This is a genomic window from Amycolatopsis coloradensis (assembly GCF_037997115.1).
Classification (GTDB): Bacteria; Actinomycetota; Actinomycetes; order Mycobacteriales; family Pseudonocardiaceae; genus Amycolatopsis; species Amycolatopsis coloradensis_A.
The window spans coordinates 766,319-782,379 of the sequence record NZ_CP150484.1; the positions used below are offsets into that span (position 1 = coordinate 766,319).

The window sequence follows — 16,061 nt, forward strand, 5'->3', positions numbered from 1 at the left end:
TCGCGATCCGAGCGGCCTTTTCGCAAGTGTCGCCTACTTCTTCTTGCTCCCGGCGTCCTCAGTGGACAGCGCGGCGACGAAGGCTTCCTGCGGGACCTCGACCCGGCCGACGGTCTTCATTCGCTTCTTGCCTTCCTTCTGCTTTTCCAGCAGCTTGCGCTTACGCGAGATGTCACCGCCGTAACACTTCGCGAGCACGTCCTTGCGGATCGCGCGGATGGTCTCGCGGGCGATGATCCTCGACCCGACGGCCGCCTGGATCGGGACCTCGAACTGCTGCCGCGGGATCAGCTCGCGCAGCCGCGTCGCCATCCGGTTGCCGTAGCCGTACGCGGCGTCCTTGTGCACGATCGCCGAGAACGCGTCGACGGTCTCACCCTGAAGCAGGATGTCGACCTTGACCAGGTCGGCGACCTGGTCGCCGCCCTCTTCGTAGTCAAGGGACGCGTAGCCGCGCGTACGCGACTTCAGCGTGTCGAAGAAGTCGAAGATGATCTCCGCGAGCGGGATGTTGTAGCGCAGTTCGACGCGGTCCTCGGAGAGGTAATCCATCCCCAGCAGCGTGCCGCGCTTGGCCTGGCACAGCTCCATGATCGTGCCGACGAACTCCGACGGCGCCAGGATGCTCACCTTCGAAACCGGCTCGTGGACCTCGGAGATCTTCATCCCGGACGGCCAGTCCGACGGGTTCGTCACCACGACCTCGCTCTTGTCTTCGAGCACGACGTTGTAGATGACGTTCGGCGCGGTGGAAATCAGGTCGAGGCCGAATTCGCGCTCGAGCCGGTCCCGGGTGATCTCCAGGTGTAGCAGGCCGAGGAAGCCGCAGCGGAATCCGAACCCGAGCGCCACGGAGGTTTCCGGCTCGTAGGCGAGCGCGGCGTCGTTGAGCTGGAGCTTGTCCAGTGCTTCACGCAGCTCGGGATAGTCCGAACCGTCGACCGGGTACAGGCCCGAGTAGACCATCGGCTTCGGTTCGCGGTAGCCCGCGAGCGGCTCCTCGGCGCCCTTGCGCTCGGAGGTGACGGTGTCACCGACCTTCGACTGCCGGACGTCCTTCACCCCGGTGATGAGGTAACCCACCTCACCGACGCCCAGCCCCTTGCTGGCCTTGGGCTCCGGCGAGATGATTCCGACCTCGAGGAGTTCGTGGGTGGCGCCGGTGGACATCATCTTGATCCGCTCGCGCGGCGTGATCTTGCCGTCGACGACCCTGATGTAGGTCACGACGCCCCGGTAGGTGTCGTACACCGAGTCGAAGATCATCGCTCGGGCGGGCGCGTCCGCGTCGCCGACCGGCGGCGGGACCTGCTTCACGCACTCGTCGAGCAGTTCGGTCACGCCCATGCCGGTCTTCGCCGACACGCGGAGCACGTCCGAGGGCTCGCAGCCGATGATGTGCGCCAGCTCGGCCGCATACTTGTCCGGATCGGCCGACGGCAGGTCGATCTTGTTCAGCACCGGGATGATGTGCAGGTTCTTCTCGAGCGCCAGGTAGAGGTTCGCCAGCGTCTGCGCCTCGATCCCCTGTGCGGCGTCGACCAGCAGGATCGCTCCTTCACAGGCCTCCAAGGCCCGGGAAACCTCGTAGGTGAAGTCCACGTGACCGGGGGTGTCGATCAGGTGCAGGACATGGTCCTGGCCGTCGACCTTCCAGGGCAGGCGCACGTTCTGCGCCTTGATGGTGATCCCGCGTTCCCGTTCGATGTCCATGCGGTCGAGGTACTGAGCGCGCATGGCCCGCTCCTCGACCACGCCGGTGAGCTGCAGCATCCGGTCGGCCAGGGTCGACTTGCCGTGGTCGATGTGCGCGATGATGCAGAAGTTCCGGATGAGCTCCGGGGGCGTGAAGGTCGTGTCGGCGAACGTCGTCAACGGGTTTCCTCGCGAAGGTCGGGGTGTGCCACCTCTATGTTCCCATGCCGCTCCGGGTGCGAGTGGGGGTCATCCCCGATGCGGCCCGTGATGAGCTGTGGTGCCCTCGAAGCATGAGCACTTCACTGTCCCGGATACTCGACCGAACGTTCGGCCATCCCCGGGGACTGCTCGGCCGGTTCGGCGGCCGAGCGATGGAGCACGGCAACGCCGCCACCGAACTTCGCGTCGTCGAGCTGGCGTCGATCGAGTCGGGCGAAACCGCCCTGGTCGTGGGCCCTGGCCCGGGCGTCGGGCTCCAGGCCACGGCCGAACGCGCGGGCCGCGCGATCGGCGTCGACCCCTCCCCGGAGATGCTCACCCGCTCGCGCCGCCGCTGTGGCGACGAGGTGGAGCTGCGCCACGGCACCGCGGACTCGACAGGTCAGCCGGGCGAGAGCGTCGACGTGGTCCTGAGCGTCAACAACGTGCAGTTGTGGGAAGACCGGGCGGCCGGGTTCGCCGAATTGTTCCGCGTCTTGCGGCCCGGCGGGCGGCTACTGCTGTCGGCGCACGAGAAGTGGCTGCCGGTGTCCCGGCACGAGCTGGCCGACGAAGTGACCGCCGCCGGCTTCACCGACCTGCAGACCTGGACCTGGGAACCGCCGGGTTTCGGTGCCTCGCTCGCCGCTCAGCTGCGCGCGATCAAGCCGCCGGCCTAGCGCGGATCAGTGCGCAACGGGTGCTCACGCGGCACCTCGACCAGCACGATCCTGGTGCCGTCCGGGTCGGCGATCCACGCTTCGTCCAGACCCCAGGGTTCACGCCGCGCCCCGCGGACAGGCTCCAAACCCTTCTCCGCGAGTTCCTCGAGCGCCGCGGGCAGATCCCGTACTTGGAGCCACAACGCGACGTCCGGGGTCGGGCCGGTTTTCCCGGTGCCGACGATCTCGATCGACCCGTTCCCGGCGAAGAACACCGTCCCGCCGGGGAACTCCTTGTCGATGGCCAGGCCCAGGGTGTCCCGATAGAACGCCGTCGACACGTCGAGGTCCTTCGGGTGGATCAGCACCCTGCTGCTCAGCACGTCCATGGCTCAATCCCTACCGGATGGGTTCAGGCCATCGCAATCGCGGTGATCCCCGCCAGCACCACCACCGACCCGGCCAGCCTGCGGACGGCGTTCGCCTCCCCCAGGACCAGCCAGGCGGCGAGGCCACCCAGGACGATGCTCAGCTCCCTCGCCGGTGCGACGAGGCTCACCGGAGCGATCTGGAGGGCGTAGAGCACCAGCAGGTAGGCGGCCGGCGAGAGCACACCGACGACGAACACCTCACGCTTGTGTTCGCGCCAGAGCCACGAGATCTCTTCGCGGTCCCTCAGCGCGTACGGCGTCATGAGGAGGCTCTGCACGATCGCGCCGGTTCCGAAGTAGACGATCGGCGGGACCGCGAGGCCCGTGACCGAATGGGCGTCCCAAAGTGTGTAGGCGGCGATCGTGAGCCCGGTCAGCAGTCCGTAGACCAGGCCTTTGCGGCGAGCGACACGATCGGCGGCGTCGGCATGCGCCGATGCCCGGCCGGTCCCGATCACCAGCACTCCGGCGACCACGAGGAACGCGCCCACCAGGCCGAGCACCCCCGGCCGCTCGCCGAGCAGTACGACGGCCGCGAGCACCGAGATCAGCGGCCCGGTACCGCGGGCGACGGGATAGACGACGGAAAGGTCGCCGACGGCGTAGCCCCGCTGGAGGACGATCCCGTAGGTGACGTGGAACACCGCCGTGACCACCGCGGCGAGCAGCCAGGTCCACTGTGGACGTTGCGGCTCCACGGCCAGCGAGACGGCCATGACGGGGACGAGCAGGATCGCGGAGAGGCTGTAGTAAGCCCAGACGAACCGGGCTCCGCCACGACGGATCCGCTTGGCCGCGAGGTTCCAGCCCGCGTGGATGACTGCGGCGATGACGACGAAGGACAGGGCGGTGGCGTTCACGACGGACCTTTCACGTTTCCGCGCACGCGGAAAACACCGGTCCTCCAGGCTTTTGTCCCGTCAGATGAACGGCGGCGCTTCCGGCCCCGCCGATGGTGCCGCTCGGACCTGTCCCGTCTGCCCTGATTGTGTGTTTCGCTGAACGGGCAGGCGGCGGAACCCTAGGCACTACGCTCCGCACCGTACCGCAAGCACCCGTCCCGAGGTGGCCGCGAGCCACCCCTGGACGGCTGTTAAGCTTGTCTTTCACCGTCGTGCGGCATTCCGTCATGGAGGAAACCCGCGCGCTCTCACGAGCAGCAGGGCCGGTCACAGCGCGGCGGTGAAACCACCGAGAGATTCAAGAGGAGCGCCCCCGTGGCCAACATCAAGTCGCAGATCAAGCGCATCACCACCAACGAGAAGGCGCGTCAGCGCAACCAGGCGATCCGGTCCTCGGTGAAGACCGCGATCCGCAAGTTCCGCGAGGCCGCCGACGCCGGCGACAAGGCCAAGGCCCTGGAGCTGCAGAAGGACGCGGCCAAGAAGCTGGACAAGGCCGTGACCAAGGGCGTTCTCCACGCCAACCAGGCCGCCAACAAGAAGTCCGCGCTGGCGAAGCGCGCGAACTCTCTCTGATCGGCTTTCGAAGGGCCCCGGCGACGCGGGTCGCCTATCTGGGTGACGCCGCCGAGGGCGNCTCCCCGATGGTGCGCTCCAGTTGCCGGTGTACCTGTCCGAGGGTGACGTCACCGGGCCAATGCATGTCGCCGGGGCCCTTCGCCGTGTTCAGCGGCTTGCGCCGTGGGCGGCGACGACCTCCAGGACGGCGCGCTCCAGCGCGTACTCCGGGTTGGCCGCGACCCCTTTGACCTCGGCGTTGAGCCGGGCGACCACCCGCATCGCGGTGGCGAGCCCACCCTGGCCCCAGCCGCGGGCCTGCCCCTGGGCCTTGCGCACCTTCCACGGCGGCATCCCCAGCTCACCCGCCATCTGGTTCGGGTTCCCGCGACCGGCACCGGACACCCGCGCGATCGTCCGGACGGCGTCGGCGAGGGCGTCCGCGACCAGCACATGCGGTACGCCCAGCTGCATCGCCCAGCGCAGCGACTCCAGCGCCGCCGCCTTGTCGCCGGCGACGGCCTTCTCCGCGACGGCGAACCCGTTCACGTCCGCACGGCCCCGGTGGTAGCGCCGGACCGCCTGCTCGTCGACCGTTCCGCCGGCGTCCGCGACCAGCTGGGTCGCCGCCGACGACAGTTCACGCAGATCCGAGCCGACCGCGTCGATCAGCGCGAGTACGGCAGCACCGTCGATCTTCCCGCCGACCCGGCGGACCTCGTTGCGGACAAAGGATTCCCGCTCAGCGGGCTTGGTCAGCTTCGGGCACTCGACAACCTCCGCACCGGCCTTCTTCAGTGCGGCGGGGAGCCCCTTCGCGGCCTTGCTCCGACCACCTCCGCTGTGCACGACGACGAGCACGATGCCGTCGGCGGGGGCCTTGACGTAGGCCATCACCCCGTCGGCTAGCTCCTGCGAAATGTCGTGCGCGGACTCGAGGACGATCACCCGGCCTTCGGCGAACAGGGAGGGGCTGACCATCTCCGCGAGGGCCGGGACTGTGAGGTCCGACACCCGGATCCGGGTGAGATCCGCCGTCGGATCGGCCGCTTTGGCCGCGTCCGAGGCGCTGCGGACCGCGCGTTCGATCAGCAGCTCTTCCTCACCGAGAACCAGGACCAGCGGCGATGGGGTGGAAGCTTGCGTCGTCACGGTGACGATCCTGCCACTCCTCCTCTCGTGTGCTTTGTCCGGTGATGTGTTGCGGGCACGGTGGCCTCAGCCGAGCCTCATGTCGTACGGTGTTGGCGAGGCGACGCGATCATGCGCGTGCCGACAATCGAATACCGCTCATCCAGAGGGGCAGAGGGAACGGCCCGATGAAGCCCCGGCAACCGGCGTCAGCCTGTCATCCCGCGATCGCGGGGTAGCTGACGAACACGGTGCCAATTCCGGCCCGCCCACGGCGGGGCAGATGAGGAAAGGAACCTCGCGATGACCGCAACCCTCGGCACGACCTCCACCACCAAGACCCCGGATCTCGGACCGGCCGTCGAACTGGTGTCGAAGGAAGAGGGACACCGGCAGCCGCTCGCTCCCGAATTCGTTTCCGCCGAGGATTTCTCGCCGCTCGAAGTCGCCTACGACTTCGGCCGCGTGCGCCGCGAGGACATCGAAGCCGGACCGAAGAACATCTGGCGCTACAAGAAACTCCTTCCCGTTCCCTCGAACGTCGAAGAGATCCCCAACACCGAACCCGGCGCCACCCGGCTCATCCAGGCCGACAGGCTCGCGAAAGCCTTGGGTGTCAAGAAGGTCTGGGTCAAGGACGACACCGGCAACCCCACCCACTCCTTCAAGGACCGCGTGGTCGCCGTCGCTTTGGCGGCCGCGCGCGAGTTCGGGTTCGATGTGCTCGCCTGTCCCTCGACCGGCAACCTGGCCAACGCCGTGGCCGCCGCGGCGGCCCGTGCCGGCTGGCGATCGGTCGTGCTGATCCCGAAGACCCTGGAACGCGCCAAGATCCTCACCACCGCCGTGTACGACGGTGACTTGATCGCGGTCGACGGCAACTACGACGACGTGAACCGGCTCGCCACCCAGCTCGCCGCCGAGCAGGAGAGCTGGGCGTTCGTCAACGTGAACGTCCGGCCCTACTACTCGGAAGGCTCCAAGACGCTGGCCTTCGAGGTCGCCGAACAGCTCGGCTGGCGGCTTCCCTCCCAGATCGTGGTGCCGATCGCCTCCGGTTCCCAGCTCACCAAGGTGGACAAGGGTTTCCGCGAGTTCGGGCAGCTCGGCCTCGTCGACGAGACGCCGTACAAGGTGTTCGGCGCGCAGGCCACCGGCTGCTCCCCCGTCTCGGCGGCCTTCCGCGCGGGGCACGACGTCGTCCAACCGGTCAAGCCGGACACGATCGCCCGGTCGCTGGCGATCGGGAATCCGGCCGACGGCCCCTACGTCCTCGATGTGGTCAACCGCACCGGTGGCGCGATCGAAGACGTCACCGACGAAGAGGTCGTCGAGGGCATCCGGCTGCTCGCCCGCACCGAAGGCATCTTCACCGAGACCGCCGGCGGCGTCACCGTGGCGACGGCCAAGAAGCTCATCGAGACCGGCAAGCTCAACCCGGACGAGGAGATCGTCCTGCTGATCACCGGTGACGGCCTCAAGACCCTCGACGCCGTCGAGGACAAGATCGGCCCCAAGGCCACCGTCAGCGCCTCGGCCGACGCGGTGCGCGAGGCTCTGGGCATCTGAGTTCCCGTCGGCCCGCCTCAAGTACGAGGCGGGCCGCGGGGCTCACCCCGGCGTACCAGGGCGAGACCTCGCGCGTCGGCGAGGACCGCGGTGTCGCCGTCCGTGTCCGTCCTGGCGACCGACGCGCCGACGGCGACCAGATTGTCCAAAGTGGACTTGTTCGGATGCCCGTAGGTGTTTCCGGCGCCGACGCTCACCAACGCCGCCCGCGGCGCGACGGCGTTGAGGAAATCCGGTGCCGTGTAACGGCTTCCGTGGTGCGGGACCTTCAGGATCTCGGCACGCAGTTCTGCCCCCTCGGCCATCAGGTCGGCCTGCGCGGCAAGCTCGATGTCGCCCGTCAGGAGCACCCGGCCCGCCGGGGTCCCGGCGCGCAGGACGACGGAACCGTTGTTGATCACTGTGCCGTCCTGTTCGCGAACCGATCGACCGGTGACATACCGCGGCCCCAGTACGTCCAGTGACAACCCCGGCCAGTCCAGCCGTTGCCCGATCTCCAGCTCCAGCAAGGGAATTCCGCGGCGCGCGGTCTCGTCCGCGACCTGCTGCCACGCCCAGGCGGGAGCCCGGCCGGGGCCGACGGCGACTGCCCCGACCGACCTGCCCTCGAAGACGGATTCGAGGCCGCCGATGTGGTCGGCGTGCAGATGACTCAGCACGATCAGCGGAACCCGGTCGACGCCGAGCCTGCTCAGGCATTCGTCGACCGGCCCCGGTTCCGGCCCGGTGTCGACCAGGACCGCCCGCCCTTGCTCGCCGGTGGCGAGGACGACGGCATCGCCCTGCCCGACGTCGCAGGCGACGGCACTCCACGACGCCGGCGGCCACGCCGGAGCCAGCACTCGCACCGGAACGAAGACCAGCAGCCCGGCGGCCAGCGCGACCGCCAGGAGGATCCTGGCGTGCCGCAGCCGGATGGCGACGAGCAGGACGACAAGCAGTCCGGCCGCCAGAAGCCCGCCCCACCAGCCGTCCGGCCAGTCCATGACCGCTCCCGGTGCGCGGGCGCCGTGGCGGGCCACGGTGATGAGCCAGCTCGCCTCGGGTTCGGTCAGGCGGACCAGCAGCCTTCCCGCCGACGGCCACCACGGGCCGACGACGGTGGCGAGCACACCGAACACGGTGGCCGGGGCGACCACCGGCGCGGCGAGCACGTTGGTCACCACCGAGACGAGACTGACCGATCCCGCCATGCCCGCGATGACCGGCGTCGTCACCACGAACGCGGCCAGCGGGATGGTCAGCCCCTCGGCGTAGCCTGCCGGAACACCGCGTCCGACCAGCCATTCCGCCCACCTCGGCGCCAGCAGCACCAGGCCGGCCGTGGCCAGCACCGAAAGCGCGAATCCGAAGTCGGCGGCCATCGCGGGGTCGGCCACTACGAGCCCGGCCACCGCGAACGCCAGCGCGGGCAACGCCGAACCCCGGCGCCCCAGTGCCAGCGCCAGCAGCCCGACCGCCCCCATCACCCCGGCGCGGAGCACGCTGGGCGCGGGCCCGGCGAGGACCACGAACCCGGCGAGCCCCGCGGCGGCCGCGGCGGCGGAGGTCCGCGGCCCGACCCGGAGCATCCTCAGCAGGAGAAGGATCGAGCCGCAGACGATCGCCACGTTCCCACCGCTCACGGCCATCAGGTGGGACATGCCGGAGTCCGTGAACTCGCGTTCGACCCTCGGGGACAGTGTGCTCGTGTCCCCCACGACCAGCCCGGGCACGAGACCGGCCTGCTCCTCCGGGAGGACGGCGCACAGCTCCCGGAGCCCGGCGCGCAGCGATTCCGCGGCTCGCTGCCACCAAGGCGCTGGCCCGAGGGCCGACGGCGGACCTCGCACCGAGAGAACCGCGACCGTCAGTTCAGCCCCCTTCGACGGCGCGAGCCGCCCTGAGGCGGTGACCTGCTGCCCGGGCAACAGGGTCGTCCACCCCTCGGCGGGAGCGAGCAGGAGGATCCGGCCGGCCGAATCCACCACGCGCTCACCCGTCACCGCGGTGTCCACCGTCGCGGCGATGACCACCAGGCGGGTGCCTGCCCGGCGATCGGCGTATCCGGCACCGCGGACCGGACGTGGCCGCTCGGTGACCACCACCCTCGTGGTGACGTCACTCCCCCGTGCGGCGGCGGCACGGAGGTCGTCGTGCTCGGCGGCCCGGATCCGCAGCGCCACCGGACCGGCGGTGAGCACGCCGAGGACCGCCAGGGCACCCAGGCCCGCCACCCACCGGGACGCCGTCCGGCGGGCACGGACACCGGCGGCGATCGCGAGCACCACGGCGGCCGCACCGCAGAGCATCGTGATCCACCAGCCGCCCAACAGCCCGGAAAGAGTGCCGAGCCAGGCAGTCATCGCGGCCGGTATCAACCGCAAGTCCTGCCCTCGCCACGACGCGGTGTCCACTTCGGACGGATCGGCGGACGGGTTCATCCGACGGACACCACTTCCCGGAGCTTTCGATATTTGGATTCGCCGATCCCTTCTACGTCACGGAGTTGCTCGACGCTGGTGAACCCGCCGTGCCCGGACCGCCAGTCGACGATGCGTTTCGCCATCACCTCGCCGACCCCGGGCAGGGTGTCGAGTTGCTCGGCCGTGGCCGAGTTCAGGTCGAGCTTCCCCGGCGGTGCCGCCGTTCCGGCCGCGGCCGGAACGGGGACGCCGACGCCCACCTGCTCGCCGTCGGTGAGCCGCCGGGCCAGATTCACTCCGGTCAGATCCGTTCCGGGCTGTGCCCCACCGGCCGCCGTGAGGGCATCGGCGACCCGTGCGCCCGGAGGGACCGTGACCAGGCCGGGTTTGAGGACCCGGCCGACGACGCTGACCACCAGAGGCGCCTTCCCCGCCGCGGCGGGGACGTCTCCGGCGGCCTTCGCCGACGGCAGGGGAGGCGGGGTCTCCGCCCCCGGCCGGTGTCCGAACAAGGCGATCGCGCCGGTCACGATCACGGCCACCGCGATCAGCACGGCCACCACGACGAACCACCGCCGGTTCACCGGGATCCCGTCCGCCGTGAACCGGGTGGGCACCCAGCGGCGTACGAGCCTGCCCGCGGGCGGGCCCTGGGTGGGCGACGACAGCTGCGCTGCCAGCCACGCCAGCCTGGCGTTGACGGAGGGTCCCGATGGACGGGCGGTTTGGTCGAACACGTGACCGACGCTACGGAGCGGGAGCGGCGGGCGGCAGTGGTGAATCCCGAGGCTGTGGACAAGTGGGGGGTTGTGGACAACCAGGGCACGGCCGAGACCGGATCACCGGTTTCCGTCGGGGTCGTATGCGACGCTGGACGGTTTCCTCAGCCCGCTCGCTGGATCACGACGCCGAGCACGCCGGGGCCGGTGTGGGCCCCGATGACGGCGCCGATCTCCGAGACCACGCACCCGTCCGGGCAGTTGATGGATTCCTCGAGCCGGTTGGCCAGTTCGACGGCGCGCTCGGGCGAAGCGAGATGGTGGACGGCGATGTCGGCGAGCCCGCCTTCGGCCGCTTTCACGGCGAGTTCGACCAGCCGCGCCACCGCGCGATTCATCGTCCGCACTTTCTCCAAGGGCTGGATCCGGCCTTCGGACATGTGAAGCACGGGTTTCACCGCGAGCGCCGTGCCGAGCAGGGCGGCCGCCGGGCCGATCCGCCCGCCGCGGCGCAGGTATTCGAGGGTTTCGACGGCGAACAAGGTCTCCGAGCGGCCCACCGCGTCGACCGCGGCGGCCTCCACCTCGGCGGGTTCCGCCCCGTCCGCGGCGGCACTCGCCGCGCACAGGGCGGCGAAGCCGAGTCCCATCGCCGTGCTGCGCGAATCGACCACGCGCACCTTGTCCGGCCCGACCTCCTGGGCCGCGAGCACCGCGGCCTCCCAGGTCCCGGACAACTCCCGGGACAGGTGCACCGACACGACGGCGTCCGCCCCGTCGGCCAGCGCCGCCCGGAACTCCTTGACGAATTCGGCGGGCGTCGGCCGGGACGTCGTCACCAGGCTGCGTTTGCCGAGTGCCTCGGCCAGAGCGGCGGGGCCCATTTCGACGCCGTCGAGGAAAACGACACCGTCCACGAGGACGTGCAGCGGGACCACCCGGATCCCGTTCCGTTCGGCGAAGCCTTCCGGCAGGTGGGCGGTGGAATCCGTGACTACGGCGACCGACACGGCAGTCAGCCTACGTTGCCGCGGAGCGGAGCACCGGGGCCATCAGGCGGGCCATTTCCGCGCCGACGGCGGCATGTCCCTCCCACCCCCAGTGCATCCCGTCCGGATTGCCCCGCCCGCTCAGCACGTGGTCGCCGACGACGGCTCCGAGATCCAGCAGCGGGACGTCCGCGCGCCGGCCCCAGGCGGCGATGGCCGCGGCGGCACCGGCGCGGGCGGTGTGGACGCGGCCGTACGAGTCGGATCGATGCACGGAGGGCAGCATGCCGAAGACCGGAAGCTCCGGTCGCAGCGTGCGCAAAGCTCCGACAGCGGTGTCGAGATACTGGACGGTGAGCTTCGACGGCAGGACCACCGGACGTCCTCGGAGGGCGATCGCGAGCCGCGGCTGAGCGGCCAGATACGCCTTGCGTACCACGCGCCGCAGCGGGTCGGGCCGAAGGTAGCGGAGGCCGGTGCGAAGGTAGGTGGGAAGCGGCGAGGGCAGGGTATCCATGCTCCCGACGGCCAGTACGACGGCGTCGGCGTGATGGAGATCGGCCCAGACACGCGGATCACCGATCAACGACCACCAGGCGTCACGGGCGGTCCAGCCGAACCCGGCGACGAGGTCCACGCTCCCGCCGCCGAGCGCGTCGGCGGCGATATTCGGCCACAGGCGCGCGTCGTCGGCGGCGAGCGGGCCGTCGGGGCCGTGGAAACTGAGGGAATCGCCGAACACCAGCAGGCGCGGGGCCATGGGATCAGCCGGTGATGCCCGCGTTGTAGGCGGCCAGCCGCCAGTTGCCGTCGCGTCTGGTCAGCTCGACCCAGTGACAGTTCGCGATCCCGCCCAGCGACGGCCAGGAGGCGACCGGCAGGCCGAGCAGTTTCGCGGTCAGCGCGATGATCAGGCCGCCATGCGTGGCCAGCAGTACCGCGTCGCCCGCGCCGGAATTGGGCTGGTCCAGGTCCGCGACGACCTCCAACGCCCGTTCGGCGACGTCGACCCGCGACTCACCGCCGGGTGGTGCCCAGGTCGCGTCGACGCGCCAGCGTGCGCGTTCCCCGGGGTACGTCTCGTCGACCTGCTGGCCGGTGAAGCCCTGCCATTCACCCAGATGGGTTTCCCTGAGACGCTTGTCGATCCGCAGCGGGACGCCGATGGCCTCGGTGAGCACAGTGGCCGTGTCGGTGGCGCGGCGCAGATCCGAGGCGATCACCAGATCCGGAGAGAACCGGGCGAGCGCGGGCACGGCGAACCTGGCCTGGTTCCAGCCGACCGGGGTCAGCGCGGAGTCCAGATGCCCCTGCATCCGGCCCGCCGCGTTGTAGTCGGTCTCGCCGTGGCGCCAGAGCACTAGCCGCCGCGGGCTCACGAGGCGCCTTGCGCGTCGGCGGGGTCCTCCTCGGCGGGTGTCTCCAGACCGGCGACCTCGATCCGCGGGCAGTCCTTCCAGAGCCGCTCGAGACCGTAGAAGGAGCGTTCCTCCTGGTGCTGGACGTGGATGACGACGTCGACGTAGTCCAGCAGGACCCAGCGGCCCTCACGGGCGCCCTCACGGCGGACGGGCTTGTGCCCGCCGAGCCGGAGCTGCTCCTCGACGTTGTCGACGATGGCGCCGACCTGGCGCTCGTTGGGCGCGGAGGCGATGACGAAGGCGTCGGTGATCACCAGCTGGTCGGACACGTCCAGCACGACCACGTCGCTCGCCTTCTTGTCCGCCGCCGCATGGGCGGCCGCTACGGCCAGCTCTCGTGCCTCGGACGTGGCTGTCACAGTTCTCCTCAAACAGATGGTTTTACTCGCGGGTGCGCCCGACGAGGGTACCCGGTCAGGAACCCCGGTCTTTGCGATAGAGGTCCTTTTTGGCGATGTAGCGCACCACACCGTCGGGAACGAGGTACCAGACGGGCTCCCCGCCTTCGACGCGCTCGCGGCACGCGGTGGACGAGATCGCCATCGCGGTCACCTCGACCAGGCTCACCTTCCCGCTCGGCAGATGCTGCGAATTGAGGCGGTAGCCGGGCCTGGTGACGCCGATGAAATGCGCCAGGTCGAACAGCTCGTCGGCGTTGCGCCAGGTGAGGATCTGTTCGAGCGCGTCCGCGCCGGTGATGAAGAACAGCTGGTCGTCCGGGTATTCGGCACGCAGGTCGCGCAGGGTGTCGACGGTGTAGGTCTGCCCGACGCGGTCGATGTCGACGCGGCTGACCGAGAACACGGGGTTGGACGCCGTCGCGATCACCGTCATCAGGTAGCGGTCCTCGGCGCGGGTGACCACCCTGTCGGACTTCTGCCACGGCTGGCCGGTGGGCACGAAGATGACTTCGTCGAGCGCGAACCGCGCCTGGACCTCACTGGCCGCGACGAGGTGCCCGTGGTGAATGGGGTCGAACGTGCCGCCCATGACCCCGATCCTGCGTGGTGACATGGGTCGTGAGCCTATACAGCGCTCGAGGCTCCACGCTCGGGTCGCCGGACCCACCGACCAGGGGTGATCTGGATCACATTACAGTCCGTTCCATGGATGAACGGTCCGTTTCGAAGCCAAGTCGGGCGCGAAGCGCCTCCGTTGAGGGTGGCGGCGGGGGCATGGATGGACATGCCGATCGCGACTTCGTCGGTGGCATGGGGTAGAGGTGGGGACGTGGACACATCGACTCTCCGGGATCGCGCCGAGACCCTCCTCCAGTCGTTGGCGGGCGAGGGCGCCCGCCTGCGTGACGACCAGTGGACGGCCATCGAGGCGCTGGTCGCGCACCGCCGTCGCGCGCTCGTCGTGCAGCGCACCGGCTGGGGGAAGTCCGCGGTGTACTTCCTGGCCACCGCGTTGCTGCGGGAGCGCGGCAACGGTCCGACGGTGATCATCTCGCCGCTGCTCGCGCTGATGCGCAACCAGATCTCCGCGGCGGCGAGGGCGGGTATCCACGCGGCGACGATGAACTCCGCGAACCCGCAGGAGTGGGATCAGGTCCAGGCGGCGATCGCGGCGGGCGAGGTCGACGTCCTCCTGGTCAGCCCGGAGCGGCTGAACAACCCGGACTTCCGCGACACCGTCCTTCCCAAGCTGACCGCGACCGCCGGCCTGCTCGTGGTCGACGAGGCGCACTGCATCTCGGACTGGGGCCACGACTTCCGTCCCGACTACCGGCGGCTGCGGACACTGCTGAAGGACCTGCCCGACGGCGTCCCGGTACTCGCCACCACCGCGACCGCGAACGACCGCGTGGCGACCGACGTCGCCGAGCAGCTCGGCATCGGCAACGGGGGCGACACCCTCGTCCTGCGCGGCAGCCTGGACCGCGAAAGCCTGCATCTGTCGGTGGCCAAGCTGCCGACGTCGCAGGCCCGGCTCGCCTGGCTGGCCGAACACCTGGCGGAGCTGCCGGGGTCCGGGATCATCTACACGCTCACCGTCGCCGCCGCGCACGACGTCGCGGGGTTGCTGACCGAGCGGGGGTACCCGGTCGCCGCCTACACCGGGAAGACCGACCCGGCGGACCGGCAGGCGGCCGAAGACGATCTGCTGAACAACAACGTCAAGGCGCTGGTGGCCACTTCGGCACTGGGCATGGGCTTCGACAAGCCGGACCTGGGCTTCGTGGTCCATCTCGGCGCCCCGTCCTCCCCGATCGCGTACTACCAGCAGGTCGGCCGTGCCGGGCGTGGCGTCGACCGCGCCGAAGTGATCCTGTTGCCGGGCCACGAGGACAAGGACATCTGGGCGTACTTCGGTTCGCTGGCGTTCCCGGACGAACTCCGGGTGACCCAAGTGCTCAACGCGCTGGCGTACGCGGACCGTCCACTGTCGACACCGGCGCTCGAACCGTTCGTGGAGCTCTCCCGTTCCCGGCTGGAGATGGTCCTGAAGGTGCTGGACGTCGACGGCGCCGTCCGCCGGGTGAAAGGCGGCTGGGAAGGCACCGGCGAAGACTGGCGCTACGACAAGGAACGCTACGCGCGAGTAAGCGCGGCGCGGACCAACGAGCAGAACGCCATGCTGGCGTACCTGGAGACCACCGGCTGCCGGATGGAGTTCCTCCGGAAGCAGCTCGACGATCCCGAAGCGACACCCTGCGGGCGCTGTGACAACTGCACCGGAAAGCATTGGGACATCACGATTTCCGACGACGTCGTCGACGCCACCCGGCAACGGTTGCGCCGTCCCGGGGTCGAGGTCGCGCCGCGGAAGATGTGGCCGACCGGGATGGCCGGGCTGGACGTCCCGCTTTCCGGGCGGCTGCCGGCGGGCGAGCAGGCCGAAACCGGCCAGGTCGTCGGCCGGGTGACCGACGTCGGCTGGGGCACGCGGCTGCGCGAACTCGTCGGCCCGGCCGCGGCGGACACCGAACTCCCCGACCCGGTCTTCCAAGCCTGTATCGAAGTGCTCAAGGGCTGGCAGTGGCCGGAGCGCCCGGTGGCAGTGGTGGAAGTGCCTTCGGCCACGCGACCTGAGCTGGTCCACAGCTTGGCGACGAGGCTGGCCTCGATCGGACGCCTGGAGTACCTGGGCGCCGTCGCCTCGGCGGGGCCGCCCCCGCGTCAGGCGAACAGCGCGCAACGGCTGGCCGATCTGTGGAAACGCCTCAGCCTCCCCGAGGACCTGTCGGTGCGAGTGGCCGCGGCCGACGGGCCGATCCTGCTGGTCGACGACCTCATCGACACCGGATGGACAATGACGCTGTCCGCGCGCCTGCTCCGCCAGGCCGGAGCCCGTGCGGTGCTGCCGTTCGCTCTCGCCAGCACCTCGTAACCGAAGAGCCCGATCCCGACATTCGACAGGTTCTTTCCCGCG

15 protein-coding genes and 1 riboswitch are annotated in these 16,061 nt (G+C 69.9%); of the genes, 4 read left to right on the forward strand and 11 right to left on the reverse strand.

Annotation, left to right across the window (positions count from 1 at the left end):
- Window positions 1-33: 33 nt before the first annotated feature.
- Window positions 34-1,875: a translation elongation factor 4 gene (lepA, locus tag LCL61_RS03480; protein WP_126729564.1), complete on the reverse strand. Its 1,842-nt coding sequence runs from the start codon at window positions 1,873-1,875 to the stop codon at window positions 34-36.
- Between the two features lie 113 nt (window positions 1,876-1,988).
- On the opposite strand from lepA, the gene LCL61_RS03485 reads away from it, so the two are divergent.
- Entirely contained in the window at window positions 1,989-2,576 is a 588-nt protein-coding gene (locus LCL61_RS03485; protein ID WP_340685481.1) for a class I SAM-dependent methyltransferase, read from the forward strand.
- Here the strand turns inward: LCL61_RS03485 and LCL61_RS03490 are convergent.
- Window positions 2,573-2,947: a VOC family protein gene (locus LCL61_RS03490; RefSeq protein ID WP_007034800.1), complete on the reverse strand. Its 375-nt coding sequence runs from the start codon at window positions 2,945-2,947 to the stop codon at window positions 2,573-2,575. The genes LCL61_RS03485 and LCL61_RS03490 overlap by 4 nt on opposite strands.
- Window positions 2,948-2,970: 23 nt before the next feature.
- Window positions 2,971-3,849, reverse strand: a complete 879-nt coding sequence (locus LCL61_RS03495; protein ID WP_340685482.1) for an EamA family transporter — start codon at window positions 3,847-3,849, stop codon at window positions 2,971-2,973.
- A gap of 357 nt (window positions 3,850-4,206) precedes the next feature.
- Between LCL61_RS03495 and rpsT the strand changes: the two genes are divergently transcribed.
- The gene (gene rpsT, locus LCL61_RS03500) at window positions 4,207-4,467 is read left to right on the forward strand and encodes a 30S ribosomal protein S20 (protein WP_007034798.1); all 261 of its coding nucleotides are present in this window, start codon (window positions 4,207-4,209) and stop codon (window positions 4,465-4,467) included.
- 150 nt (window positions 4,468-4,617) lie between these two features.
- Here rpsT and holA read toward each other — a convergent pair whose 3' ends face one another.
- Window positions 4,618-5,601, reverse strand: a complete 984-nt coding sequence (gene holA, locus LCL61_RS03505) for a DNA polymerase III subunit delta (protein ID WP_340685483.1) — start codon at window positions 5,599-5,601, stop codon at window positions 4,618-4,620.
- 135 nt (window positions 5,602-5,736) lie between these two features.
- A riboswitch (SAM riboswitch) is annotated at window positions 5,737-5,870 on the forward strand.
- Between the two features lie 13 nt (window positions 5,871-5,883).
- Between holA and thrC the strand changes: the two genes are divergently transcribed.
- Window positions 5,884-7,149, forward strand: coding sequence for a threonine synthase (thrC, locus tag LCL61_RS03510; protein ID WP_005158594.1), 1,266 nt, complete (start codon window positions 5,884-5,886; stop codon window positions 7,147-7,149).
- Between the two features lie 17 nt (window positions 7,150-7,166).
- On the opposite strand, the gene LCL61_RS03515 is transcribed toward thrC, so the two are convergent.
- From LCL61_RS03515 to nadD, 7 genes are all read right to left on the reverse strand, one after another.
- Entirely contained in the window at window positions 7,167-9,572 is a 2,406-nt protein-coding gene (locus tag LCL61_RS03515) for a ComEC/Rec2 family competence protein (protein ID WP_340685484.1), read from the reverse strand.
- A complete protein-coding gene (locus LCL61_RS03520; protein ID WP_340685485.1) occupies window positions 9,569-10,291 on the reverse strand; it encodes a ComEA family DNA-binding protein in 723 nt (240 codons plus the stop codon). The genes LCL61_RS03515 and LCL61_RS03520 overlap by 4 nt, the downstream gene beginning before the upstream one ends.
- Window positions 10,292-10,437: 146 nt before the next feature.
- Window positions 10,438-11,283 carry a DegV family protein gene (locus LCL61_RS03525; RefSeq protein WP_340685486.1) on the reverse strand — a complete coding sequence of 282 codons (846 nt, stop codon included), beginning with the start codon at window positions 11,281-11,283 and terminating at the stop codon, window positions 10,438-10,440.
- Between the two features lie 10 nt (window positions 11,284-11,293).
- A complete protein-coding gene (gene octT, locus LCL61_RS03530; protein ID WP_340685487.1) occupies window positions 11,294-12,022 on the reverse strand; it encodes a diglucosylglycerate octanoyltransferase in 729 nt (242 codons plus the stop codon).
- Between the two features lie 4 nt (window positions 12,023-12,026).
- Entirely contained in the window at window positions 12,027-12,641 is a 615-nt protein-coding gene (locus tag LCL61_RS03535; RefSeq protein WP_340685488.1) for a histidine phosphatase family protein, read from the reverse strand.
- Window positions 12,638-13,042, reverse strand: coding sequence for a ribosome silencing factor (rsfS, locus tag LCL61_RS03540; RefSeq protein WP_016332398.1), 405 nt, complete (start codon window positions 13,040-13,042; stop codon window positions 12,638-12,640). The genes LCL61_RS03535 and rsfS overlap by 4 nt, the downstream gene beginning before the upstream one ends.
- Before the next feature lie 55 nt (window positions 13,043-13,097).
- The gene (nadD, locus tag LCL61_RS03545) at window positions 13,098-13,673 is read right to left on the reverse strand and encodes a nicotinate-nucleotide adenylyltransferase (protein ID WP_340688481.1); all 576 of its coding nucleotides are present in this window, start codon (window positions 13,671-13,673) and stop codon (window positions 13,098-13,100) included.
- Between the two features lie 240 nt (window positions 13,674-13,913).
- Here nadD and LCL61_RS03550 point away from each other — a divergent pair, with 240 nt between their 5' ends.
- Window positions 13,914-16,019 carry a RecQ family ATP-dependent DNA helicase gene (locus LCL61_RS03550; RefSeq protein ID WP_340685489.1) on the forward strand — a complete coding sequence of 702 codons (2,106 nt, stop codon included), beginning with the start codon at window positions 13,914-13,916 and terminating at the stop codon, window positions 16,017-16,019.
- Window positions 16,020-16,061: the final 42 nt, after the last annotated feature.

What these genes read in the sequence shown, in the direction of transcription:
- LCL61_RS03485 (WP_340685481.1), top strand. Translation starts at nt 1,989, where the DNA reads ATGAGCACTTCACTGTCCCGGATACTCGACCGAACGTTCGGCCATCCC.
- LCL61_RS03490 (WP_007034800.1), bottom strand. Translation starts at nt 2,947, where the DNA reads ATGGACGTGCTGAGCAGCAGGGTGCTGATCCACCCGAAGGACCTCGAC.
- thrC (WP_005158594.1), top strand. Translation starts at nt 5,884, where the DNA reads ATGACCGCAACCCTCGGCACGACCTCCACCACCAAGACCCCGGATCTC.
- LCL61_RS03515 (WP_340685484.1), bottom strand. Translation starts at nt 9,572, where the DNA reads ATGAACCCGTCCGCCGATCCGTCCGAAGTGGACACCGCGTCGTGGCGA.
- octT (WP_340685487.1), bottom strand. Translation starts at nt 12,022, where the DNA reads ATGGCCCCGCGCCTGCTGGTGTTCGGCGATTCCCTCAGTTTCCACGGC.
- nadD (WP_340688481.1), bottom strand. Translation starts at nt 13,673, where the DNA reads ATGGGCGGCACGTTCGACCCCATTCACCACGGGCACCTCGTCGCGGCC.